The organism is Pseudomonas azotoformans (assembly GCF_001579805.1).
Classification (GTDB): Bacteria; Pseudomonadota; Gammaproteobacteria; order Pseudomonadales; family Pseudomonadaceae; genus Aquipseudomonas; species Aquipseudomonas azotoformans_A.
In genome coordinates this window covers 4,234,172-4,257,645 of sequence record NZ_CP014546.1, presented here as the reverse complement: position 1 = coordinate 4,257,645, position 23,474 = coordinate 4,234,172, and the positions used below count along the sequence as shown (strand labels likewise).

Sequence of the window (23,474 nt, the reverse complement as noted above, 5' to 3'; positions counted from 1 at the left end):
CCGGCGACACCAATCAATATTTATTCCATATATTTTTTCATTGGAATATTTTTTCCATTAAGCTTGTACAGGGGCCATCCCACGACAGTGCATCGTTTCAGCAGGCCACGCCGGCCGTGATGCCGGGGTATTTTTTTGCGCCTACCCTGTAGACTTGCGCCACCCATCAGCGCAACAGACAAAAACGCCAGAAGGATTGCCCATGTCCCGCACCGATCCCGAGACCACCCTGGAAGACACTATCGCCAGCCCTCCGATCAATGCCGAGCGCCTGTTGCAGCTGATCACCGACGAATACGAGAGCCTGCCACGCCAGCTCAAGCGCATCGCCAGCTACATGAGCCAGCAGAGCGACCGGATCATGGTCGACCGCATCAGCGACATAGCCCGCGAGTGCGAAGTGCACCCGTCGGCCATCGTGCGCTTCTCGCAACGCTTCGGGTTCAGTGGCTTCAGTGAGATGCAGGCGTTGTTCCGCGAGGCCTACACCCACAAGACCACGCCGGTGCAGAACTACCAGCAGCGCATCCGCAGCATGATCGCCAACAAGTCGCAGAAGGCCAGCGGCGGCGACCTGGCGCGTGAGTGCGTCAACGCCACCTTGTCCGGTATCGAGCGCCTGGGGTTGGAGTTGGATGATGTCGCGTTCGACAAAGCCGTGGACCTGGTGGTCAACGCCGACAATATCTACGTGGTCGGCGTGCGCCGCTCTTTTGCGGTGGCCGATTACCTGGTCTACAACCTGCAGCACACCAACAAGCGTATTCACCTGATCTCAGGACTGGGCGGCAGTTATCGCGAACAGATGCGCAGCGTGCGCGCCAACGACTTGGTGATTGCCATCAGCTTTACGCCCTACGGCAAAGAGACCCAGCACTGTTTGCGGATTGCCCAGCATCATCAGGCCAAGACGTTGATCATCACCGACAGCAACCTGTCGCCCCTGGCCAAGCGGGCGAACGCGGTGCTGTTGGTGAATGAAGGTTCGTCGTTTGCCTTCCGCTCGTTGAGCGCCACCCTGTGCCTGTGCCAGGCGTTGTTTATTGCGGTGGCGTACCGGCTGGAGTTGAAGGTGGATGAGATTCATGAGCAGGTTGGCTTCGACGACTGAGCATCAACCGATAGGCCGCCGGGATCACAAACAGCGACAACAACGGTGCGGTGAGCATCCCGCCGATCATCGGCGCGGCGATGCGGCTCATCACCTCGCTGCCGGTGCCGCCGTCCAGCAGGATCGGCAACAAGCCCGCGATGATCACCGCCACCGTCATTGCCTTGGGCCGTACCCGCAGCACCGCGCCCTCGGTGATGGCGGCCAGCAAGTTCCCATCCTTGCGATCGGCCCAGGCGTTTTTCAGGTAGAGCAGCATGATCACGCCGAACTCCGCCGACACGCCGGCCAGCGCGATAAACCCTACGCCCGTGGCCACCGACAAGTTGAAGCCCAGCCCGTAAAGCAACCACACCCCGCCCGTCAGTGCGAACGGCAAAGTCGCCAGGATCAGCAGCGCTTCATCCGCCCGGCGAAAGGTCAGGTACAGCAGCACGAAGATGATCAGCAAGGTCGCCGGCACCACCAATTTCAGGCGTTGATTGGCCCGTTCCAGGAATTCGAACTGCCCCGAATAGCTGAGGCTCATGCCCGGTTGCAATTGCACCTGCTGGTTGATCGCTGCACGCAGGTCCTTCACCACCGACGCCAGGTCGCGATCACGCACGTCGATGTAGACCCAGCCGGAAGGCCGTGCGTTTTCGCTCTTGAGCATCGGTGGGCCGTCGCTCACCTTGACCTTGGCCACCGTGCCCAGGGTGATCTGGCTGCCGGACGGCGTGTAGATCGGCAAGTTTGCCAAGGCTGTCACCGAGTCGCGCCATTCCTTCGGGTAACGCAGGCTGATCGGGAAGCGCGCAAGGCCTTCCACGGTTTCGCCAATGGTTTCCCCGCCGATGGCACCCGACACAATCGACTGCACATCGGCGATGTTCAGTCCGTATTGCGCGGCCGCTGCCCGGTCGATATCCACGTCGATGTAGCGCCCGCCGGTCAAGCGTTCGGCCAAGGCTGAACTGACGCCCGGTACGCCCTTGGCGACCTTTTCCACCGCCTGGGTCACTGCGTCGATCTGCATCAGGCTGGTACCGGCGACCTTCACGCCGACCGGGCTTTTAACGCCAGTGGCAAGCATGTCGATGCGGTTGCGGATCGGTGGAATCCAGATGTTGGTCAAGCCCGGCACCTGCACCACGCGGTCGAGTTCCTTCACCAGTTTGTCCGGGGTCATACCCGGGCGCCATTGGTCACGGGGTTTGAACTCGATGGTGGTCTCGAACATTTCCAACGGGGCCGGGTCGGTCGCGGTTTCGGCGCGACCGGCCTTGCCAAACACATGGGCGACTTCCGGCACGGTCTTGATCAGCCGGTCGGTGCGTTGCAGCAACTCACCCGCGGTTTGCGTCGACAGACCCGGCAGTGCCGAGGGCATGTACAGCAAGTCTCCTTCGTCCAGTGGCGGCAAAAATTCACCGCCCAGTTTCGAGATCGGCCACAGCGCACTGGCGACCACCAACAACGCCACCACCAGGGTCAGGCGCGGCCGACGCAGCACCGCCTCCAGGGCAGGCTGGTAGAGCTTGATCAGACCGCGATTGAGCGGGTTACGCTGCTCATCCGGGATACGCCCGCGAATCCAGTAGCCCATCAGCACCGGGATCAAGGTCACCGACAAACCGGCGGCCGCCGCCATGGCGTAGGTCTTGGTGTAGGCCAGCGGACCGAACAGCCGACCTTCCTGGGCCTGCAAGGTGAACACCGGAATGAACGACAAAGTGATGATCAACAGGCAGAAAAACAGCGCCGGGCCGACCTCCACCGCCGCGTCGGTCATGACCTTCCAGTGGTCTTCGCCCTTGAGTTCACGACCCGGATTGGCGTGGTGCCAGGCTTCGATTTTCTTGTGGGCGTTTTCGATCATCACCACCGCCGCGTCGACCATCGCGCCGATGGCAATCGCGATGCCGCCCAGGGACATGATGTTGGCGTTGATGCCCTGGAAACGCATGACGATAAACGCAATCAACACCCCCACCGGCAGCGAGATGATCGCCACCAGGGACGAACGCAGGTGCCACAGGAATATCCCGCAGACCAGCGCCACCACCACGAACTCTTCCAGCAACTTGTGGCGGAGGTTTTCCACGGCGCGGTCGATGAGTTTGCTGCGGTCGTAAGTGGTGACGATCTCCACGCCGGGCGGCAGGCTGCTCTTCAGTTGCTCAAGCTTGGTCTTGACGGCGGCGATGGCCTCCCGCGCGTTCTTGCCACTGCGCAGGATCACCACCCCGCCCACGGCTTCGCCCTCACCGTCCAGCTCGCTCACGCCCCGGCGCAGGTCCGGGCCCAGCTGAATGCTTGCCACGTCGCCAAGCGTCACGGGCACATTATTCGCGTCCAGGCGCAAAGGAATCCCGCGAAAATCCTGCAGCGACTTGAGGTAGCCGGACGCCCGCACCATGTACTCGGATTCGCCCATGTTCAGCACCGAGCCGCCGGTTTCCTGGTTGGCTTTGCCGATGGCCTCCACCACCTGTGCCTGGGTGATGCCGCGATTGGCCAGGGCCAGCGGGTCGAGCTGCACCTGATACTGCTTGACCTGGCCACCGATGGTCGCGACTTCGGCCACATTGGGCAGGGTCTTGAGTTCGAACTTGAGGAACCAGTCCTGCAAGGCACGCAACTGCGCCAGGTCATGCTGGCCGCTGCGGTCAACCAATGCGTACTGGTAGATCCAGCCAACGCCAGTGGCGTCCGGCCCCAACGCCGGTTTAGCCGATGCGGGCAAGCGCGCCTGCAACTGGCTGAGGTATTCCAGTACCCGCGAGCGCGCCCAATACAAGTCGGTGCCTTCGTCGAACAGCACATAGACGTAGCTGTCGCCGAAAAAGGAAAACCCGCGCACGGTCTTGGCGCCCGGCACCGAAAGCATGGTGGTGGTCATCGGGTAGGTGACCTGGTTTTCCACGATCTGCGGCGCCTGGCCGGGATAGGGCGTGCGGATGATCACCTGCACATCGGAGAGGTCCGGCAATGCGTCTACCGGCGTGTTTTGCACCGCCCAGACGCCCCAGGCCGTGACAAACAACGTTGCGAGCACTACCAGAAAACGGTTGGCGACTGACCAACGAATCAATAAGGCGATCATGGTTGGATAATCCCGCGCAAACTGGCTTCAGAATCCAGCAGGAATTGACCGGACGCGACCACCTGCTGGCCTTCCTGCAAACCGCTGCGGATCACCGTCATCTCCTGGCTTTGCGCGCCGACCTCGACGTCCACCGGACGGTAATGCCCGCCCTCCTCGGCCAGCATCACCAACGTGCGTTTACCGGTACGGATCAACGCTTCGCTGGGCACTTGCAGCACGGATTGCGGGGAGGATTGCGCCAGACGCACCTGGGCGGTCATGCCGGGGCGCAAGGTGCCGTCTGTATTGGGCAGTTCAACGCGAACCTGCACGGTGCGGCTGTCGCCGGCAATCGCCGGCAGAATGGCACTGACCGCACCTTTGACGACTTGACCCGGCATCCCGACAAAGCGGCTTTCCACCGCCTGCCCCACAGCCAGGTCCGCACCTTGAGATTGCGGCACGGCGACCTGCAACCACAGGCGATCCAGGCCATTGATGCGCGCCAGGGTTTGCCCCGCCGCCATCGTCATGCCTTCGCGCACGTCCAGGGTTTGCACCACACCGCCGATGGGGCTGGTGACGGTCATTACTGATTGCGCACGGCCGCTGCGTTCCATTTGCGCGATCAATCCGGCGGGCATGCCGCTAAGGCGCAAACGCTGACGCGCTGCCGCCAACAAGCTCGCATCCGCGCTGCGGCGCAAGGCCAGGAATTCTTCCTGAGCCGCCGCCCATTCGGGTATCAACAGGTCAGCCAGAGGCGCGCCGGCCTTGAGCACGTCCCCCGGCGCGCGGTCATACACGCGCTCGACAAAACCACTGGCCCGCGTCTGTACTACGGCGACGTCGCGCTCATTGAAGGCGAGGATGCCGGAGAGGTCCAGTGTGGACGCCAACACGCCACGGGTGACCGTTGCCAGGCGCACACCGAGGTTTTGCGCCACACGGGGGTCAATCTGCACGGCGGCGCTGTCTGCGGCGCCTTCGGCGTAACGCGGCACCAATTGCATGTCCATGAAAGGCGATTTGCCGGGCTTGTCGAATTTCTGCTGTGGGTACATCGGGTCATACCAGTACAGCGCCGGTTTGTTGTCGGCCATGGCCGCGACCGGAGCCGGTGCCTGCGCCAGCCAGTAACCAGCGCCCAGGCCGCCGCCCAACAACGCCACTGCGAGGAGTCGATTAATCATGGGAAGCTTCTCCGTAGGCGAAATACAGCTGCGCGCCAACCAAGGCACGTTGCTCAAGGGCATCGATCTGTTTGAAACGGGCCTCGACCAGCTCACGGCGGGCACTGACCAGGTTGAGCAAGTCACCCTTGCCAGCGCGATAACCGGCCAGGCTCAGTGCGACCTTCTCTTCGGCCAGGGGCACCAGACTGTCCTGGCTGCGCTGCACGGCGCGGTCCAGGCGTTGGTATTGCGCGAGGTCATCATCCAGTTGCTGGGTGTGTTCGCGAGTGACCGCTTCGCGCTCAGCGTCCAGTTGATCCAGTTCGGCTTGCTTGGCGGCGATCCCGGGGTTTTGCCGGCGACCGGGGAAGATCGGCAGGTCGAAACTCAATTGCAGGCTGACCATATCGCCGTATTCACGGCCACGGTGCTGGTAGTCCACTTCCCAACTCCAGTCCGACGTCTTTTGCGCCTTGGCTTCGCGCAACCGCGCTTCGGCTTCGCGGGTGCGCGGTGCAAAGGCTTGTAGCTCAGGGTGTTGATGCAGGTTATAACGCCCGTCGATGGGCCAGTTGGGCAGCTGGCCGCTGGGTGCTTCATTGGCGGCCGGGCCGATCCAGCGCTTGAGCGCCGCGCGGGCCTGGGCGCGTTGCTGGGTCAGTTCGTCTTCACGCCCGGCCAGTTCGGCGGCTTCCTGTCGCGGTATCACCGCATCCGAAGGCTGACCGCGACCACCAGCCAGTTGCGCACGCACGCTGTCTTGCAGCAGGCGGTTCTGCTGGTAGAAGTCCTTGAACAAGGCCTCCTTGCGTTCCACCGCATAGGCACGGATCCAGGCCTGGGCCGTGGCCTGGCGCACGTTCAGGCGTTCGATCCGACCTTCAGCCGCGGTGCGTTCCACCGTGGCATCGGCCAGTTCGATACGCGCCTTGCGCTTGTCGCGGCTGGGCACCTGCTGTTGGATACCGATCATTTGTTCGGTCATGTCATCGCCATACAACGTGCCGCGATTGGGCCCACCGATGGGGAAGTTCTGCAGGCCAACCACCAGCTTCGGGTCGGGCAATTCACCCGCCGGGATCGCCGCCTGGGTCGCGGCCTGCAACTTGGCCGACTCAGCAGCGAGCGACGGTGCGTTGTTCTGCGCCAGGCGCAGGGCGTCGTCCAGGGTCAGCGCACTCGCCCACGCCGGCCACGCCAGCACGCCCACCACCAGGGCGCGCATGTAGAGGGGATTCATGTTGAAGATTCCTGTTCCGTTGCGCTGCGCGCCGCATTACGCGGCCCACAGCAAAGCCATCCCGATCAGGGGATGCGTCTTGAGGTGCAACAGGAATCAGGAACGGGGTGGGCGCCAGACGCCGGACGGCGTGCGGTCGGGGATGAAATCCGAAGAGGCGCTGACGAGCAGCGGATGGGCCAGGGTCAACGGCGCCTTGAGCACCGGCAGGGACAGTTGCAACAGGCCGCCGGTCTTGCATTCCTGGCCGGGTTTGCAGGCCTTGCCATGATCAACACCGTCCTGACAGCAGTCCGGGTTCATGTCGGTCATCACTTGCATATCCGACATCTTCATCGGGCAAGGTTCGGTGCTCGACGGCACACCCGCCATCCCGGTCAGGGGAAGCGTGAGGCTTAAAAGCATGACGAGGATGACGCGTAGAAGGCGGCTCATGGGGCGCGAGTCTAGCCAAGCGCGGGTTAAGCCGCTATTAACAATTGCGTGAGAACTCGGCCGTGATAGCGGATCTGGGCCAGGACCTTACAGCCAAACGCCGCGCCTGTTGGTTAGGCGCGGCTTGGTTGGGGCGGCTATCAGTGCATGAAGATCGCGATCAGGATGATCACCGGAATAGGCACACCGAGGAACCAAAGCAGTAATGAGCGCATGATGTTCTCCTTGAATTAACGTACGAAGTGTTCGGTTTCGACATACACCACGGCATCGCGACGGCGACCGCCAAAGGTGGCTGCGAAGCTGGCGAAGAACGCGCCGATCAACAGGGCAACAAAGGTCCACAGCGAGGTATAGGCAGCGACCTTGGCGGCGGTATCAGCGGCTTGCTTGGCTTTGAGCTTGGCGTCTTCCACTGCTTTGCGGGCATCGCCGTAGACTTTATCGATACGCGCTTCGGCATCCGCCTGGCTGAGGTTGGTGCGCTGGCTGATCAACTGGGCCAGGTAGGCACGGTCTTCAGGGGCCAGTTGGCCGTCGTTGCTCAGGGTGCGGGTGAAGATGCGGGCAACTACACCATGGGCGGCGTCATCGCTGACGGCGACCGGGCGGTCGTCGCGGAACAGGCTGTCGACGTAGTAGTCGAAGTCGCCACCGTTGACGCCCTTGGCAGCACTGCCGGCGGCTTGGGTGATGCCGCTGGCCGCACCGGCTGCAACGCTGGCACCGGCTTTCACGCCGCCGCTGACGACACTGCTGACCGAACCGACCACCAGTACCGCAGTGATCAAGGTGGCCACAGCCCAGGCCAGGAAACCATGGGCGGTGTCGCGGAAGTACACCTCATCGCCGTGCATATTCGCCCACTTCACCCGCAACCGGCCGGCGATGTAACCGCCCAGCCCGGACGCGACAATCTGGGTGAATGCCAGCCAGACAATCGTGGAAATGCCAAGCCCCTTGGCACTGATACCGCTGTCAGCCCACGGCGACACCGCCGAAAAGCCCAGGCCGAAGCCCAGCAATACTAGGATCAGTGACAATGCGGCCGCAGCGGCCGCCCCGGCAAAAATCGCCCCCCAGGAAACCCCGGAGAGCGCGCTCGACTCTTGCAGCGTGGATGAGGATGTGATCATTGTTGTTGTGCTCCAAGGCAGAAAAATAGTGTTACAAGTCTCAAAAGGGACAGTGCAGGCACCATGCCAGTCGCCACAAAAATAAATATCCATATATTTCAACAGGTTAAATAACTTGAACTTCCTAGGACCATGCAAGTTGCAAGAAAGGCCAGTGGCAGGCGGGCGTTATGCATTCCCGAAGGCCAATGTGGCGGTTTTGCCAACATGAAGTTTTATTTAGGAAGCGTTCAGCCATTTCTTGGCAAAATGCCCGTACTTCTAGTGTGAATCGCTCACCAGGTAATCCTATGACCCGTATTTTGACCATCGAGGATGACGCCGTAACGGCCCGCGAAATCGTCGCCGAGCTGAGTAGCCATGGACTGGATGTAGATTGGGTAGACAACGGCCGCGAAGGCCTGGTCCGCGCCGTGAGTGGCGATTACGACCTGATCACCCTCGACCGCATGCTGCCGGAACTCGATGGGTTGGCCATCGTCACCACGCTGCGCACGATTGGTGTGTCGACGCCGATCCTGATGATCAGCGCCCTCTCCGACGTAGATGAGCGTGTACGCGGGCCTGCGTGCCGGCGGTGATGATTACCTCACCAAGCCGTTCGCTTCGGATGAAATGGCCGCCCGCGTCGAAGTGCTGCTGCGGCGCAAAAGCACGGTCCAGGAATTCGAAACCGCCCTGCGCGTGGCCGACCTGGAGCTGAACCTGATCAGCCGCGAAGCCAGCCGCGCCGATCAGCCCCTGAGCCTGCTGCCCACTGAATACAAATTGCTGGAGTTCCTGATGCGCAACACCGGGCAGATCCTGTCGCGGATGATGATCTTCGAGGAAGTCTGGGGCTATCACTTCGACCCCGGCACCAACCTGATCGACGTGCACATCGGCCGTCTGCGCAAGAAGATCGATCCACCGGGCCTCACGCCGCTGATCCGCACGGTACGAGGTTCCGGTTATGTCATTGCTGAACCCCTCTAAGGGCTGGCGCTCTTCCAGCAGCCGTTTGCTGGCGCTGTACAGTTCGTTGTTCGTGGCGTGGAGCTGCATCCTCATGGGGGTGCTGTATTACGAGGTGTCGGGTTACCTGGGCGACCTGTCGCGCCATTCCCTGATGCAGCGCCAGCACTTGTTCCAGCGCTTTGACGGTGAGGAACTGGTGGAGGCCCTGACCACCAGCATGACCTTCGACATGAAGGGCGTGGACGCCTACGGTTTGTTCGACGAGCAATTCCGCCCGTTGAGCGGGCCGATCCGCGCAGTGCCGCCCGACCTGCCGCTGGACGGCAAGATCCACGCCCTGGCCAATTGCGTCGACTCCGACGACCCCAAGTTGCCCAAGGACAGCTGCGACGCTGTCGCCACCCATACCGAAGACGGCCGCTGGCTGGTGCTGGTGCGCGCCAACGGTTCGCTGTTTGGCGTGACCCGGATCATCTGGCATGCCCTGCTGTGGGCGCTTTCGTTGACGATTATCCCCGGCGCTGCCGGCTGGCACTTATTGCGTCGACGCCCGTTGCGACGCATTCGCGGGATCCAGGCCAGCGCCGAAGCCATCGTCGCCGGCGACCTGACTCACCGTCTGCCGCTGTCGAACCGACGCGACGAACTGGACATGCTCGCAGCCATCGTCAACGCCATGCTGGATCGCATCGAGAAGCTGATGAACGAGGTCAAGGGCGTGTGCGACAACATCGCCCACGACCTGCGCACCCCGCTGACACGCCTGCGTGCGCAGCTGTACCGGATCAAGCAGGAGGCCGAGGCGGAATCGGACTACGCGGTGAAACTGGATGACGCGATTGCCGAAACCGACACCCTGATGGCGCGCTTTCGCGGGCTGTTGCGTATCTCCGAACTGGAAGACCACCAGCGTCGCTCCGGCTTTTTGGTCATGGACCCGTTGCCGCTGTTGCGCGAGCTGCACGACTTCTACCTGCCCCTGGCTGAAGAAGGCGAACTGCAATTGCGCCTCGAAACCCCGGAATCCCTGCCGTGGATCACCGGCGACCGTGCCCTGCTGTTCGAGGCCCTGGCCAACCTGTTGAGCAACTCGATCAAGTTCTCCCCGCCGGGCGGCGAAGTGATCTTGCGCGGGGTCAATGATGGGGGTAGCACGCGCATTGAAGTGCACGACTCCGGCCCCGGCATACCCGCGGCGGAACGTGACGCGGTGTTCCAGCGCTTCTATCGCGTGGATGAAAGCGACCAGCAAGGCGGGTTCGGGTTGGGCTTGTCGATCGTGGCGGCGATCATCAACTTGCACGGGTTCAAGTTGGAGGTCGGTACCAGCGAGCAAGGCGGTGCCAGATTAGTCCTGGAATGCCGCCAGCAGCTTATGCCTGAATAACACAAGCACCACAAAACCCTGTAATAGCCGGCAAGCCGGCTCCTACAGGGGACGCGGATCAGCCTGGAAAATTGGCGCGCAACGCCTCCAACCCTCCGCTGTAGACCCCGGTAAACAACTCCTCCACCGCCGCATCCGAAGTCCCCGCCGCCGGTGTGAACACACCCGACCAGGTCACTTTCGCCGACGATTCGGTCAAGGCCTCAACCTGCAACGTCGCCAGGTACGCACTCACCGGGAACGGAGACTGCTCGATGGTGTAGCTGTAGGTACGCCCGACGTTGTCAAAACTCTGCAACCGCTCCACCACCACACCGCCGTCGGCAGTTTGCAGGTGACGCACGCGGCCGCCGTCGCTTGGCTCGCTTTTGACAATGAACGGCAGCCAGTCCGGCAGGCTGTTGAAGCCGCCGACCAATTGCCAGACCTGATCGGCCGACACCGGGATTTCAATTACAGAAGACGCTGTTGCCACGTTAATTACTCCAGAAAATGAAAAACAATTCAGATGGCCATGCTGTCGACCACACCACCGTCGACCCGCAACGCGGCACCGGTGGTGGCAGATGACAGGGGTGAAGCAATGTACGCCACCAGGTTGGCGACTTCATCCACATTTGCCGCGCGCTGGATGATCGAGGTCGGCCGTGCGTTACGCACAAACACATCCGCCTCGTCCCGCGCACTGCGCCCGGATTGTGCGGTGGCGTCCTTGAGCATCTGCTCAAGGCCGTCGGTGAAGGTCGGCCCAGGCAACACCGCGTTTACCGTCACGCCGGTGCCCGCCAAGCGCTTGGCCAAACCATGGGACACCGCCAGGTTGGCGCTCTTGGTCACGCCGTAGTTGATCATGTCCGCCGGGGTCGCCACGCCGGACTCCGACGACAGGAAAATCACCCGCCCCCAGCCCTGCTCGACCATGCCCGGTGTGTAATGCCGCGCCAGGCGCACGCCGGAGATCACATTGACCTCATAAAAGCGTGTCCATTCGCTGTCCGGGGCCTCAAAGAAATCCACATCGTTGAAGATGCCCAGGTTGTTGACCAGGATGTCGGCACGCGGTTCGGCGGCGAAGAGTTTTTCTGCACCGTCGGCCGTCCCGAGGTCCGCCACCAAACCACGCAGGTCCGCGCCGGGAACGGTCTGGCGGATGCTCGCCAAGGCGTCATCCACCTTGCCCGCGTCGCGCCCGATCACCACCACCGTGGCGCCGGACTGCGCCAGCGCCTGGCTGATGCCCAGGCCAATTCCAGCGGTGCTGCCGCTGACAATCGCTACTTTGCCGCTTACATCAATTTTCATGGTTGAAACTCCTGAGGTTAAAGCGGCAGTGGTGCGCGATCCGAAATCAATCGGGCATTGCGCAGGGCCTGCCAGAAGGCTGCCGGGATCTTTTCTGACAACGCTGCAACGTCTTCGGCAATCCTGCCCGGACGGCTGGCACCCGGAATTACCGCTGCCACGGCCGGATGGGCCAGGGAGAATTGCAGCGCGGCGGCTTTCACACTCACGCCGAATGCCTGGGCGATCGCCTTGATCTGCTCGACCTTGCTGATGATCGCCGGGCTGGCTTTCTGGTACTCGAAGTGCGCGCCACCGGCAAGGATGCCGGAGCTGTAGGGGCCACCGACGACGATTTCGACGTTCTGCGCCAGGGCCGCGTCCATCAAGCGTTGCAGGGCGCGATCGTGGTCCAGCAGAGTGTAGCGGCCAGCCAGCAAAAAGCCGTCGGGCTGCGCGTCCGTCAGGTCCAAGGTCAATTCGCACGGCTCGACGCGGTTCACACCCAGGCCCCAGGCCTTGATCACGCCCTCTTCGCGCAGGCGGGTCAGCACTTTGAAAGCGCCGGTGCGGGCCTGGTTGAAGTACTCCAGCCACTGGTCGCCGTAGAAGTCCTGGGCGATGTCGTGAATCCATACGATGTCCAGGCGATCGGTGTTCAGGCGGGTCAGGCTGTCTTCGATGGAGCGCAAGGTGGCATCGGCGCTGTAGTCGTTGAGCATCTTGTTCGGGCGGCCGTGTTCGAACACGCCGCTTTTTTCGCCGAGATCACGGGCGCTGTCTTCGACTTCGTCGAGGATCACCCGGCCGACCTTGGTGCTGAGCACGAAGTCGTCGCGGTTGTACTGCGACAGCGCTTGGCCCAGGCGGATTTCCGAGAGTCCCGAGCCGTAGAACGGCGCGGTGTCGAAGTAACGCACGCCGGCGTTCCAGGCGGCCTCCACGGTGGCCAGGGCCTCGTCTTCAGGAATGGCGCGGAACATGTTGCCCAGCGGTGCGGTGCCAAAGCCGAGCTGGCCTGGGAGTTTGTCTTTCAAGCTCATGGTGGATCCTCAATGGGTTCAGGGGTCGCTGTGACCGTTGAGCAGATCCTAGATTGCAGAGATCGGACCGTCCAAGACATACTGCGACCAACTTGAGTCCTTGTAGGTCTAACATGATCGATCTCCGCCAACTGCGCTACTTCGAAGTGGTCGCCGAAGAAGAACACGTCGGCCGTGCTGCCGAACGCCTGCACATCTCCCAGTCGCCGCTGAGCCGACAGATAGCCCAGCTGGAAGAGCGCCTGGGCCTGACCCTGTTCGAACGCAGCCAGCAACGCATCCGCCTGACCCGTGACGGCCAGACCTTCCTGGCTGAAACCAAAGCGCTGCTGACCCATGCCTATCGCCTGGAGTCCCTGGGCAAGCGCCTGGGCCGTGGCGAAGAAGGTGGGCTGTGCATCGGCTACATCGAAAACGCCATGCATGCCGGTGTGTTGCCCAATGCCCTGCGCATTCTGCGCGACGACCGCCCCACCGTGCATATCAAGCTGTACAACCTGCCCTCTCTCGAACAACTGGAAGGCCTGCGTCAGCGCAGCCTGGATATCGCGCTGGTGAACGAGCCGCCGGCCGACGATGATCCCGACCTGATCGCACTGCAAGTATTGGATGACCCGATGCTGCTGGCCCTGCCTGAACACCACCCATTGGCACGCCAAAGCGAGCTGCTGCCCGAGCACCTGGCCGATCAGGAATGGATCGGCGTACAGCGCAAACCCGGCGCGCATCCAACTGACGACTTTATCGCCGCCTGCATCCGCGCCGGTTTCACCCCGCAGATCCCCATGGAAGCCGGTGAACCGTTTACCGCCTTGGGCCTGGTTGCTTCAGGCCTGGGCGTGGCGATGGTGCAAAAGGGCTTGAGCCGCAATGCCCCGCCCGGCGTGGTGTTGCGGGAGTTGCCGTGGCTGAGCTACACCACGCCGCTGTGGGCGGCGTGGCATCGGATCAACCTGCGGCCTCTGGTGGAAACCTTCAGGAAAGTACTGACCGAACCCGTCGGTTGATCAACCCATCAGCTCCTTTAACCGATACCACAACATCCCCAACGCCAACAGCGGCGAGCGCAACGCCTTGCCACCCGGAAACGTCATGTGTGGCACTTGGCTGAAAATATCCAGGCCCGTGCTGTGGCCGGCGTGGATACCTTCGGCCAGCAGCCTGGCGCACCAGTGGGTGACGTTCAGCCCATGCCCGGAATAGCCCTGGGCATAAAACACATTCGGGTACTGCTTCAACCGGCCCACCTGCGGAAAGCGGTTGGCAGTAATGCCGATCTTGCCGCCCCACTGGAACTCAATGGCGGTATGGGCCAGTTGCGGGAACACCTTGAGCATTTTCGGTTGCATATAGGCGGCGATGTCCGCCGGATCGCGGCCGGAGTAATGGCAAGCGCCGCCGAATAACAGACGGCGGTCAGCGGACAACCGGTAATAATCCAGGCCGACTTTCTGGTCGCACAGCGCGAGGTTCTGTGGGATCAACTGGTTGGCCATCGCCTCGGATAAAGGCTCGGTGGCGATGATATAACTGCCCGCCGGGAGCACCTTGCCGCTCAAGCGCGGCTCCAGTTCCTCCAGATGGGCATTGCACGCCAGCACCAGGTGGTCGGCACGCACGCTGCCGCCAGCGCAGCGCACCTGCACCCTGTCGCCGTGGATCAGCTCCAGCACTTCGGTGTGTTCGAAAATCCGCACCCCGAGGGATTCGGCCAACTGCGCCTCACCCAGCACCAGATTCAACGGGTGCAGATGCCCGGAGCCCATGTCTACCAAGCCGCCGGCATACACCGACGAGCCCACCACTTGCGGCATATCCTGCGGACCGACCAGGCGCGTTTCGTGGGTATACCCCAGCGCCGCCAGGTGCGCCTGCTCGCCTTTGAACGCAGCGAACTGCGCGGGCGTATTGGCTAATTCGCAAAAGCCCCAACGCAGGTCGCAGTCGATGTTGTGCTCACGAATACGCTCGCCCACCAACGCCACCGAGTCGATGCCGGCACGCTCCAGGTAACGCACGCCCTCCTCGCCCACGTATTTGGCGAAGCCCGACACGTCATGGCCGATACCGCGAATCAACTGGCCGCCATTGCGCCCGCTGGCGCCCCAGCCGATGCGCCGGGCTTCCAGCAGGATCACCGAGAGCCCACGCTGGGCCAGCTCGATGGCGGTATTCACACCGGTGAAGCCGCCGCCGATCACACACACATCGGCGGTCAGGTCGGCGCCCAATGCGGGGCGCTCCGTCAGGGCGTTGGCCGTGGCCCGGTAGTAAGACCGGGCGTGGTCAGTCGACGGCATCATTTGTTGGTCTTCACTTTGCTCCAGGCGCGGGTCATCAGGCGCATGGTCGCCGGGGTCGGCGTGGTGGAAATATAGAGTTTGTCGAGCACTTCCTGAGACGGGTACACCTCAGGGTTGTTCACCAGTTCCGGGTCCATGAACGCCTTGGCGGCCGGGTTGGCGTTGGCATACCCCACCGAGGCGCTGACCTTGGCGATCACCTCAGGGTCAAGCAGGTAGTTGATAAAGGCATGGGCTTCTTTCGGGTTGCTCGCGTCGGCGGGAATCGCCAGCAGGTCGAACCACAGGTTGGAGCCTTCCTTGGGAATCGAATAGGCGATGTTCACGCCGTTCTTGGCTTCCTTGGCGCGGTTGGCGGCCTGGAACACGTCGCCGGAATAACCGAAGGCCACGCAGATATCACCGTTGGCCAAATCCGAGATGTACTTGGAAGAATGGAAGTAGGTGATGTACGGCCGCAACGTCAGCAACTTGGCCTCGGCCTGCTTGTAGTCCTCGGGGTTCTCGCTGCGCGGGTCCTTGCCCATGTAGTTGAGGATCGCCGGGAATAGCTCGTCCGCCGAGTCGAGGAAGGCCACGCCGCATTGGTTGAGTTTCTTGATGTTCTCGGGCTCGAACAGCACCGCCCACGAATCGATATGGTCGATGCCCAGCACCTGCTTGACCTTGTCGACGTTATAGCCGATGCCATTGGTGCCCCACAGGTACGGCACCGAGTGCGCGTTGCCGGGGTCATTTTTTTCCAGCAGCTTGAGCAGCTTGGGGTCAAGGTTCTTGAAGTTGGGCAGTTGCGCGCGGTCGAGCTTGAGGAACGCACCAGCCTTCACCTGGCGTGCCAGGAAGTGGTTGGACGGCACCACCACGTCATAGCCGGTGCGCCCCGCGAGCAACTTGCCCTCCAGGGTTTCATTGGAGTCGAACACGTCGTAGATCGGCTTGATCCCGGTCTTGGCCTGGAAGTCCGCCAGGGTGGTCTCGCCGATATAGTCGGTCCAGTTGTAGACGCTGACCGTCGGCGCCGCCTGGCTGGCACTGCTGAACGCGGCCACCAGGGCCAGCGGGAGAAGCTGTTTCACAAGACGCATATCGACACCCCTTTTTTGGTTTTTTTAGACGCTCAACAGCAGGAACTCACGCTCCCAGGAACTGATCACCCGCTTGAAATTCTCGTGCTCGGCGCGCTTGACCGCGACGTAGCCCCGCACGAATTTGTCGCCCAGGTACTGCTTGACCGTATCGCAATCCTCCATGCGTGCCAGCGCATCTTCGAGGGTGAACGGCAGGCGCAGGTTGCGGCGCTCATAGGCACGCCCTTCCACTGGCGCGCTGGGTTCGATCTGCTCGATCATCCCGAGGTAGCCACACAGCAGACTAGCCGCAATCGCCAGGTAGGGATTGGCGTCGGCGCCGGGCAAACGGTTCTCCACGCGCATGGCGTCGGGGCTGGAGGTGGGCACGCGCAGGCCAACGGTGCGGTTCTCTTCGCCCCACTCGACGTTGACCGGTGCCGAAGTGTCCGGCAGGAAGCGACGGAACGAGTTCACGTTGGGCGCAAACATCGGCAGCAGCTTGGGGATGTATTTCTGCAAGCCGCCGATGTGGTGCAGGAACAGCGGACTCTTGTTGCCGTCAGCGTCGACGAACACTGGTTTGCCGGTGGCGATGTCGACCACGCTCTGATGCAGGTGCATGGCGCTGCCCGGCTCGTCGGCCACCGGCTTGGCCATGAACGTGGCGGCGACGTTGTGCTTTAGCGCTGCCTCGCGCAGGGTGCGCTTGAACACAGTGATCTGGTCAGCGAGGTCGAGGGCATCGCCGTGGCGGAAGTTGATTTCCATCTGCGCCGGGCCGTCTTCGTGGATCAACGTGTCGAGGTCCAGGCCCTGGGCTTCGCACCAGTCGTAGACGTCTTCGAAGAGTGGGTCGAATTCGTTGGCCGCATCAATGGAAAACGACTGGCGACCGGTTTCGGCGCGGCCCGAGCGGCCTACTGGGGTTTTCAGCGGCAGGTCCGGGTCTTCGCAGCGCTGGGTCAGGTAGAACTCCATTTCCGGCGCGACGATCGGCTGCCAGCCCTGGTCGGTGTACAACTGCAGGACCTTCTTCAGCACGTTGCGCGGCGACAGTTCGATGGGGTTGCCCTGCTTGTCGAAGGTGTCGTGGATCACAATCGCCGTCGGCTCGATGGCCCACGGCACCACGTAGGTGGCGTTGGACACCGGGCGGCAGACCATGTCGATATCGGCCGGGTCGAGCAGGTCGTAGTAGATGTCGTCGTCGACAAAGTCCCCGGTTACCGTTTGCAGCAGTACACTTTCCGGCAGGCGCATGCCTCGCTCATGCAGGAACTTGTTGGTGGGTGCAATCTTGCCGCGTGCGATGCCAGTCAAATCACTGATCACGCATTCGACTTCGGTAATCTTGTGTTCTTTCAGCCAGGCGGACAGCTGATCGAAGGGGGCGTTCATAAGGACCTCGTCATGGGTTGGGTGCATGCGCCGGCTTGTACTCCTGGCGCATTGAGGTCTATCTTGATGCGCCGCCCCTGCGGCATCTATCCACTTTGCACGAACCACAACGCACCAATAGAGTGCGCCCAGGTTACCCATGACACAGGCAACAGCTTTGCGCGTACAGGCCTTCACCACCGGTGATGTGGCCGCTCAATGCAATGCGACACCCGGTTGGGTGCAGCAGTACCAGCAGATGTCCCCAGGGCATTTTGCCGGGCAGATCCGCTACCTCGACCTGCAAGGCGTGGAGGTGTACGAGGAGTGCATGAACACCCGCGTAGAGCAGCATTTCAATGCACCGCCAGGCTCATTGGCGTTCTGTTTCGACGGCAGTGATAACGCGCTGTACATGCTCAATGGCGAAAGCCACAACACCTGGATCACCCCGGAAAACTACCGTGAAGTGGCGGTGGTGTTCGGGCCGCAATTCGTGCAGCGCCATGGGCTGGATGTGGCCAAGCTGGAAGGCCTGTTCATGGCGCCGCTGAGCTGCCAACAGAATGGGCTGTTCAGCCGCTGGCTGAGTGGCACCCTCACCCGCTTGTCCACCGAAATCGACCCCGCCAGCCGTGACGCCCTCACCCAGCAGTTGCTGGACGATTGCCTGTTCATCCTCGATAACGCCTGCGTTTGCCTGGACCGCCACTCGTTGCAGCGACGCAGCGACGAGCGTCGGCTGATGGCGCGCATCGGCGAATGGGCGGCGGATGCACCGGATGAGACCGTGAACCTGCTGGAACTGGCGCACATTGCCGGCGTGCCGTTGCGTCAGTTGCAACAGGGCTTCAAGACCTATACGGGGATGAGCCCAGCGCAGTGGTTGCGGTTGCGCCGGTTGAATGGGGCGCGGCGGGAGTTGCTGGGCTCACCGAACGCCACCGTGGCCGAGGTGGCGATGAATTGGTCGTTCTGGCACCTGGGGCGGTTTTCCAACAGTTACCGGGCATTGTTCAAGGAACTGCCGAGTGAAACGCTAAAGCATCGTCACTAACGGAGAAACCTTCTCAATACCTTGTAAAACCTGGCCGATATGCCTAGCTTATGCGCCCTCCCGCCCTGCGCTTTAAGGCCCTGCCCCCATGGTTTTGCGTTTTCGTCCCGTTGTCACCTCTCGTTTCGCCCTCGGCCTGCTGCTCAGCGGCGGCATTGGTAACAGCCTCGCGGCTGAAATCGAACTGCCGGCGGTGAACGTCCAGGGCCAGGATGAATCCGGCTACCGCAGTGAAACCGCCTCGGTGGGCGGCTTCGATAACGCGCCGCTGCTCGACACGCCCGCTTCGATCACGGTGATCAACGCCACACTGATCAAGGACCAACAGGCGCGCCTGCTCAGTGAAGTACTGCGCAACGATGCATCCGTGGGCGACAGCTACGCGCCCATCGGCTACTACGAGAATTTTGTGGTACGCGGCTTCTCGCTGAACGCGGCGAGCAGCTACAAGATCAACGGGCGCACCATCACGGGCGAGCAGAACGTCGCCCTGGAAAACAAACAACAGGTGGAAGTGCTCAAGGGCCTGGCGGGCCTGCAAAGCGGGATTTCCGAGCCCAGTGGTGTGATCAACTACGTGACCAAGCGCCCGGAAGATGTGCGCTCGGTAACCGTCTCCACTGACGACCGTGGCAGCGGCTACATTGCCACCGACGTCGGCGGCTGGTTTGGCAGCGAGCAGCAATTCGGCCTACGCGCCAACGTGGCCCATGAAGACCTCAACTCCTATGTGGAGCACGCCAACGGCCAGCGTGACTTTGTGTCCCTGGCGTTCGACTGGAACATCAGCCCTGACGCGGTGTTGCAACTAGATGCCGAGTACCAGAACAAACAACAGCGCTCGGTGCCGGGCTACCAGTTGTTGGGCGGCACCGAAGTGCCCCACGACGCCTCGCCAAAAAAACTGCTGGGGCACCAGAGCGGTTCGAAGCAAGTGGGCATTGATTCACTGAACCTTAACGGCAAGTTCGAGTACCGCTTCAGCGATCAGTGGAAAGGCAGTGTCAGCGCCGCCCGCAGCAAGGTGGTGATCGATGACTACAGTTCGTTTGCCTATGGTTGCTTCTACGTCACCGATTGCGGCACCGCCTTTTTCAGCCCTACCGGCGACTACGACATCTACGACTACCGCAGCCCCGACGACACCCGCCGTGACGACGAAGTGCAGGCAGCCATGACCGGGCTGTTCGACACCGGTAGCCTCGGCCATGAACTGACCTTTGGCACCAGCGCGTTCCGCCGGGTGGTCGACAAGCGCAAATCGGTCAACGAATACATCGGCAGCAGCAACATCAATGTTGACGCCCCGACCTTCACCCCCACCGACGTGCCGCTCAACGACAAGCACAAGCGCCTCGACAGCCGCCAGTACGGCCTGTTCGTCACCGACCGCATCCGCTTCAACGAGCAATGGCAAACCATCCTTGGGGGCCGTGAAGTGCGTCTGGATGAAAAAGCCTTCGACGAAAACGGCAATCAACAACGCCACACCCAGCGATACGAGTTTCTGCCCCAGGCATCGTTGATCTACAAACCGGTGGAAAACGTGTCGTTGTACACCAGCTACAGCAAAGGCCTGTCCCTGGGCGGTGAGGCACCTTGGACGACCCGCAACGACGGCGAAACCCTGGCCCCCACCACCTCACGTCAAATCGAAGCCGGCGTTAAATACGACTGGCGCCGCATGAGCTTTACCGCCGCTGTATTCCAGACCCGCCAGGCCTACCAGTACGCCAAGCCGGACGGCACTGGCCAATTCGACTATGTGCAACAGGGCGAGCAAAAAAACACCGGACTGGAACTGTCGGCCAACGGCTGGGCCACCGAGCGCCTGCAGATTGCAACCAGCGTGGCGGCGATTCGCGCGCGGGTGAGCGGCAGCGGCACTGCGGACTATGAGGGCCACCAAGCGATCAACGTGCCCAAGCTGCGCGCCAGTGTGTATGCCGATTACGCGTTGCCTTGGGTGAACGGCCTGGCGGTGCTGGGCGGCGTGCAATACAGCGCCAAGAAGTACGCCAACCGTAGCGGCAATGTGGAGGTGGGGGATTACGCAGTGGTGAACGTAGGCAGCCGCTACACCACCAAGGTGAGCGGCTATGAAACGGTGTTCCGCCTGAGCGTCGACAACCTGTTCGACAAGCGCTACTGGCGCGACGCGGGCGAGTACATGGGCGATGACTATCTGTTCCAGGGCGCGCCGTTGACGGCGCGCCTGAGTGCTTCGGTCAACTTCTGACGCTTACTTCGGCATCTTGCGGAAACCCACGGCCAGGCGATTCCAGCTGTTGATGGTGGCGATAGCCACGCTCAGGTCGATCTGCTCCTGAGGGCTGAACTCGGCGGCCAGGGCGTTGAAGTCTTCGTCCGGGGCGTGGGTGTGACTGATCAGGGTCAGGCTTTCGGCCCAGGCCAGTGCGGCGCGTTCACGCGGGGTAAAGAACGGCGTTTCGCGCCAGGCGGAGACGGTGTATAGGCGGCGTTCGGTTTCGCCGCCTTTACGGGCGTCGGCGGTGTGCATGTCGAGGCAGAAGGCGCAGCCGTTGATCTGCGAGACGCGCAGGCGGACCAGTTCCAGCAGGGGCAGCTCGATGGACAGTTTGCCGACGGCGGCTTCCAAGGCGAGCATGGCTTTCATGGCGTCTGGGGAGGCGGTGTAGAAATCGGTACGGGTTTGCATGAGGGTGCTCCAAGGCTGTGGGGATTGGTGGCTAGGTTAGTCATCGGGCCTTGGGGGAGGAATATCCAATTTTGGGGAAGAATGGGTGACCAATTGTTTGGGCGGGGGGTATGGGGGCATATCCGTTATTAGGGTAGCGGCTACCTATGGTTCCGCTCTTACAGCGGCTCACTTTTGATAGAGCGCAAAAGTAAGCAAAACGCTCTTGCCCCAACACTCGGCACCTCGCCTAGGCTCGGTGTGCCCGTAATCCGACAGGGATTTGGGGGGCCGCCGCCCCGCGCCATCCATGGCGCGGGGCGGCTAAACCGGCATCCCTGCCGGTTTACCCCCCAAATCCCTGTCAGATTCCGGCCAGCGTGTTTGACGGGGCGCCTAAGATCAAAATCAAGATCAAAAACAAAAGCACAGCGGCCTGACAGCCGGCTTGAGTGGTGTGGAGCAAAGGCAACGGCAAACGCAGTCCACGATGGTCTTCGACGATGACGCGATAAACCAGGATGTACGCCACGCTCTCACATTTTTCGCAGGCACACCGGCTCCTACACGTATCTGCTCTTGATCTAACCACTCAGGTCGGCTACTAGGCCGCCGTGCTCTTGCTTTCGATCTTGATCTTGATCTTGATCTTGATCTTGATCTAAGGCGCCCCGTTAAACACGCTGGCCGAACGCAGGCTTGAATCCGTGGGTAACCCGGCAGGACGCCGGGTTAGCCGCGCTGGGCCAAGGATGGCCCATCGCGGCGGCCCACGGATTCAAGCCTGCGTTCGGGCACACCGAGCCTAGGCGAGGTGCCGAGTGTTGGGGCAAGAGCCCTTTGGTGGACTTGTTCCCTCGCAGCGGACGCCAAGAAGCGATATTTTAATCGCAATCTTGGAGGCACTTATGGCACAGCAAACTCGCCGCAGTTACACCGACGACTTCAAAGCTCAGGCAGTGACACTCGCTGAAAGCATTGGTCGAGGAGAAGCTGCCCGACAGTTGGATATCTCGGTCAAAACCTTAGGTAATTGGCTGGACGCCGCACGCAACGGGCGTCCTCTCAGTTCTCCTGCCCGGCATCCGGTCTCTGACCTGGAAAGCGAGCTGGCTCGGCTTCGAGCTGAAAATGCCACGCTCAAAATGGAGCGAGAAATCCTAAAAAAAGCGACGGCGTTCTTTGCCAAAGAGTCCAACTGAGATACGCCTTTGTCGCCCGTGAACGGACTCACTTTCCAGTCAGGCTGTTATGTCGAGTGATGGAGGTCTCGGTGTCGGGCTTTCACGGCTATTTGAAGCGTCAGAAACGTCCTGATCCAGATGTGGCGATTCGCTTGGAAATTCGCGCGATTCATCGGGCAAGCCGAGGCACTTATGGGCGTCCACGCATGGTTAAGGCGCTTCATAACCGCTCGTACGCGATAGGGCACAAGCGAGTAGCTCGTCTGATGAGAGAGGAAATGCTGCGAGGAAAAATCAAAGCCCGCTTCAAACACTCGACGGATAACCGGTATATCCAACCTATTTCTGACAACGTGTTAAAACGACGCTTTTCCGTGACAAGCCCAGCACCCGCCTGGGTGGGGGATATCACGTATATTTCGACCCGCCAGGGTTGGTTGTACTTGGCTGTGGTGTTGAGTATCCAGACCCGGCAGGTGCTGGGTTACAGCCTGTCGGATCGTATGCCCGAGGGCTTGGTACAACAGGCGTTCATGAACGCCTGGACCAGAGCGCCCGTGGATCACGGTGTGATTTTTCACTCTGATCGAGGCCGACAATACACCGGTAGCGGTTTTCGTAGCATGATCGCGGAAAGAGGCTTCGTGCAAAGCATGAGCCGTAAGGGGAATTGCTGGGATAACGCCGTGGCAGAGAGCTTTTTTGCCACACTCAAGAAGGAAGAAGCCATCGGTGTGTATCCCAGCAAAGCACAGGCCCATGCATCAATCGCAAGCTACATCCATGGGTTTTACAACGCGGCACGGCTGCACTCGGCGCTGGGATACAGCTCACCTAATGACTACGCAAAGCAACTGAAGCAAACTGCTTAACACTCGCTTCATGGCGTACGTTTTGAGGGAACAAGTCCATGCTTACTTTGGGGCTTTTCCAAAGTGAGCCGCCGTAAGGGCGGAACCTATTTCAGCCATCAACCTAATAACGGATAT

Annotated in this window: 19 protein-coding genes and 1 pseudogene; 8 read left to right on the top strand and 12 right to left on the bottom strand. The window is 61.4% G+C overall.

Annotated features, from left to right (window positions below; genetic code table 11):
* Window positions 1-202: 202 nt before the first annotated feature.
* Window positions 203-1,111 carry a MurR/RpiR family transcriptional regulator gene (locus tag AYR47_RS19700; protein WP_010211026.1) on the top strand — a complete coding sequence of 303 codons (909 nt, stop codon included), beginning with the start codon at window positions 203-205 and terminating at the stop codon, window positions 1,109-1,111.
* On the opposite strand, the gene AYR47_RS19695 is transcribed toward AYR47_RS19700, so the two are convergent.
* The 5 genes from AYR47_RS19695 to AYR47_RS19675 form a co-directional block, all read right to left on the bottom strand.
* Window positions 1,041-4,199 carry an efflux RND transporter permease subunit gene (locus AYR47_RS19695; protein ID WP_061436425.1) on the bottom strand — a complete coding sequence of 1,053 codons (3,159 nt, stop codon included), beginning with the start codon at window positions 4,197-4,199 and terminating at the stop codon, window positions 1,041-1,043. The two genes, AYR47_RS19700 and AYR47_RS19695, sit on opposite strands and share 71 nt — an antisense overlap.
* Window positions 4,196-5,374 (bottom strand): efflux RND transporter periplasmic adaptor subunit, encoded by a 1,179-nt coding sequence (locus tag AYR47_RS19690; RefSeq protein WP_033898206.1) that lies wholly within the window; start codon window positions 5,372-5,374, stop codon window positions 4,196-4,198. Before AYR47_RS19690 ends, AYR47_RS19695 begins: the two co-directional genes overlap by 4 nt.
* A complete protein-coding gene (locus AYR47_RS19685; protein WP_038848472.1) occupies window positions 5,367-6,596 on the bottom strand; it encodes a TolC family protein in 1,230 nt (409 codons plus the stop codon). Before AYR47_RS19685 ends, AYR47_RS19690 begins: the two co-directional genes overlap by 8 nt.
* Window positions 6,597-6,692: 96 nt before the next feature.
* Window positions 6,693-7,031 carry a hypothetical protein gene (locus AYR47_RS19680; protein WP_061436424.1) on the bottom strand — a complete coding sequence of 113 codons (339 nt, stop codon included), beginning with the start codon at window positions 7,029-7,031 and terminating at the stop codon, window positions 6,693-6,695.
* A 230-nt stretch (window positions 7,032-7,261) separates the two neighbouring features.
* On the bottom strand, window positions 7,262-8,167 hold the full coding sequence (locus AYR47_RS19675) for a hypothetical protein (RefSeq protein WP_038848479.1): 906 nt from the start codon (window positions 8,165-8,167) through the stop codon (window positions 7,262-7,264).
* 290 nt (window positions 8,168-8,457) lie between these two features.
* Here AYR47_RS19675 and AYR47_RS19670 point away from each other — a divergent pair.
* Window positions 8,458-9,142: pseudogene (locus AYR47_RS19670) on the top strand (response regulator transcription factor).
* Window positions 9,120-10,511, top strand: coding sequence for a sensor histidine kinase (locus AYR47_RS19665; protein WP_033898199.1), 1,392 nt, complete (start codon window positions 9,120-9,122; stop codon window positions 10,509-10,511). The pseudogene AYR47_RS19670 and the gene AYR47_RS19665 overlap by 23 nt, the downstream one beginning before the upstream one ends.
* A 58-nt stretch (window positions 10,512-10,569) precedes the next feature.
* On the opposite strand, the gene AYR47_RS19660 is transcribed toward AYR47_RS19665, so the two are convergent.
* From AYR47_RS19660 to AYR47_RS19650, 3 genes are read right to left on the bottom strand one after another with little or no spacing between them, the layout of a single operon-like run.
* Complete coding sequence (locus AYR47_RS19660; protein ID WP_033898196.1) at window positions 10,570-10,986, bottom strand: SRPBCC family protein; 417 nt, start codon at window positions 10,984-10,986, stop codon at window positions 10,570-10,572.
* A 29-nt stretch (window positions 10,987-11,015) separates the two neighbouring features.
* Complete coding sequence (locus AYR47_RS19655; protein ID WP_033898195.1) at window positions 11,016-11,813, bottom strand: SDR family NAD(P)-dependent oxidoreductase; 798 nt, start codon at window positions 11,811-11,813, stop codon at window positions 11,016-11,018.
* Window positions 11,814-11,830: 17 nt separating this feature from the next.
* Complete coding sequence (locus AYR47_RS19650; protein WP_033898194.1) at window positions 11,831-12,835, bottom strand: aldo/keto reductase; 1,005 nt, start codon at window positions 12,833-12,835, stop codon at window positions 11,831-11,833.
* A gap of 113 nt (window positions 12,836-12,948) precedes the next feature.
* On the opposite strand from AYR47_RS19650, the gene AYR47_RS19645 reads away from it, so the two are divergent.
* Window positions 12,949-13,842, top strand: coding sequence for a LysR substrate-binding domain-containing protein (locus AYR47_RS19645; protein WP_061436420.1), 894 nt, complete (start codon window positions 12,949-12,951; stop codon window positions 13,840-13,842).
* On the opposite strand, the gene AYR47_RS19640 is transcribed toward AYR47_RS19645, so the two are convergent.
* Genes AYR47_RS19640 through AYR47_RS19630 form a run of 3 tightly spaced genes read right to left on the bottom strand, consistent with a single transcriptional unit; the run spans window position 13,843 to window position 17,606 of the window.
* On the bottom strand, window positions 13,843-15,138 hold the full coding sequence (locus tag AYR47_RS19640) for an NAD(P)/FAD-dependent oxidoreductase (protein WP_033898191.1): 1,296 nt from the start codon (window positions 15,136-15,138) through the stop codon (window positions 13,843-13,845). It lies immediately after the preceding gene.
* Window positions 15,135-16,223, bottom strand: a complete 1,089-nt coding sequence (locus AYR47_RS19635; RefSeq protein ID WP_033898190.1) for a polyamine ABC transporter substrate-binding protein — start codon at window positions 16,221-16,223, stop codon at window positions 15,135-15,137. The genes AYR47_RS19640 and AYR47_RS19635 overlap by 4 nt, the downstream gene beginning before the upstream one ends.
* A 24-nt stretch (window positions 16,224-16,247) precedes the next feature.
* The gene (locus AYR47_RS19630; protein ID WP_033898188.1) at window positions 16,248-17,606 is read right to left on the bottom strand and encodes a glutamine synthetase family protein; all 1,359 of its coding nucleotides are present in this window, start codon (window positions 17,604-17,606) and stop codon (window positions 16,248-16,250) included.
* Between the two features lie 139 nt (window positions 17,607-17,745).
* Between AYR47_RS19630 and AYR47_RS19625 the strand changes: the two genes are divergently transcribed.
* The gene (locus tag AYR47_RS19625) at window positions 17,746-18,642 is read left to right on the top strand and encodes a helix-turn-helix domain-containing protein (protein WP_061436419.1); all 897 of its coding nucleotides are present in this window, start codon (window positions 17,746-17,748) and stop codon (window positions 18,640-18,642) included.
* 88 nt (window positions 18,643-18,730) lie between these two features.
* On the top strand, window positions 18,731-20,881 hold the full coding sequence (locus tag AYR47_RS19620) for a TonB-dependent siderophore receptor (RefSeq protein ID WP_061436417.1): 2,151 nt from the start codon (window positions 18,731-18,733) through the stop codon (window positions 20,879-20,881).
* 3 nt (window positions 20,882-20,884) lie between these two features.
* Here AYR47_RS19620 and AYR47_RS19615 read toward each other — a convergent pair whose 3' ends face one another.
* Complete coding sequence (locus AYR47_RS19615) at window positions 20,885-21,322, bottom strand: carboxymuconolactone decarboxylase family protein (RefSeq protein ID WP_033898184.1); 438 nt, start codon at window positions 21,320-21,322, stop codon at window positions 20,885-20,887.
* An 887-nt stretch (window positions 21,323-22,209) separates the two neighbouring features.
* Between AYR47_RS19615 and AYR47_RS19610 the strand changes: the two genes are divergently transcribed.
* On the top strand, window positions 22,210-22,503 hold the full coding sequence (locus tag AYR47_RS19610; protein WP_033901971.1) for a transposase: 294 nt from the start codon (window positions 22,210-22,212) through the stop codon (window positions 22,501-22,503).
* Window positions 22,500-23,357, top strand: a complete 858-nt coding sequence (locus AYR47_RS19605; RefSeq protein ID WP_033901970.1) for an IS3 family transposase — start codon at window positions 22,500-22,502, stop codon at window positions 23,355-23,357. The genes AYR47_RS19610 and AYR47_RS19605 overlap by 4 nt, the downstream gene beginning before the upstream one ends.
* Window positions 23,358-23,474 lie beyond the last annotated feature (117 nt).

Coding starts and splice junctions, on each gene's coding strand:
- AYR47_RS19675 (WP_038848479.1), bottom strand. CDS start 8,167: ATGATCACATCCTCATCCACGCTGCAAGAGTCGAGCGCGCTCTCCGGG.
- AYR47_RS19610 (WP_033901971.1), top strand. CDS start 22,210: ATGGCACAGCAAACTCGCCGCAGTTACACCGACGACTTCAAAGCTCAG.
- AYR47_RS19630 (WP_033898188.1), bottom strand. CDS start 17,606: ATGAACGCCCCCTTCGATCAGCTGTCCGCCTGGCTGAAAGAACACAAG.
- AYR47_RS19620 (WP_061436417.1), top strand. CDS start 18,731: ATGGTTTTGCGTTTTCGTCCCGTTGTCACCTCTCGTTTCGCCCTCGGC.
- AYR47_RS19635 (WP_033898190.1), bottom strand. CDS start 16,223: ATGCGTCTTGTGAAACAGCTTCTCCCGCTGGCCCTGGTGGCCGCGTTC.
- AYR47_RS19690 (WP_033898206.1), bottom strand. CDS start 5,374: ATGATTAATCGACTCCTCGCAGTGGCGTTGTTGGGCGGCGGCCTGGGC.
- AYR47_RS19645 (WP_061436420.1), top strand. CDS start 12,949: ATGATCGATCTCCGCCAACTGCGCTACTTCGAAGTGGTCGCCGAAGAA.
- AYR47_RS19665 (WP_033898199.1), top strand. CDS start 9,120: ATGTCATTGCTGAACCCCTCTAAGGGCTGGCGCTCTTCCAGCAGCCGT.
- AYR47_RS19625 (WP_061436419.1), top strand. CDS start 17,746: ATGACACAGGCAACAGCTTTGCGCGTACAGGCCTTCACCACCGGTGAT.
- AYR47_RS19640 (WP_033898191.1), bottom strand. CDS start 15,138: ATGATGCCGTCGACTGACCACGCCCGGTCTTACTACCGGGCCACGGCC.
- AYR47_RS19695 (WP_061436425.1), bottom strand. CDS start 4,199: ATGATCGCCTTATTGATTCGTTGGTCAGTCGCCAACCGTTTTCTGGTA.
- AYR47_RS19700 (WP_010211026.1), top strand. CDS start 203: ATGTCCCGCACCGATCCCGAGACCACCCTGGAAGACACTATCGCCAGC.
- AYR47_RS19680 (WP_061436424.1), bottom strand. CDS start 7,031: ATGAGCCGCCTTCTACGCGTCATCCTCGTCATGCTTTTAAGCCTCACG.
- AYR47_RS19615 (WP_033898184.1), bottom strand. CDS start 21,322: ATGCAAACCCGTACCGATTTCTACACCGCCTCCCCAGACGCCATGAAA.
- AYR47_RS19650 (WP_033898194.1), bottom strand. CDS start 12,835: ATGAGCTTGAAAGACAAACTCCCAGGCCAGCTCGGCTTTGGCACCGCA.
- AYR47_RS19685 (WP_038848472.1), bottom strand. CDS start 6,596: ATGAATCCCCTCTACATGCGCGCCCTGGTGGTGGGCGTGCTGGCGTGG.
- AYR47_RS19655 (WP_033898195.1), bottom strand. CDS start 11,813: ATGAAAATTGATGTAAGCGGCAAAGTAGCGATTGTCAGCGGCAGCACC.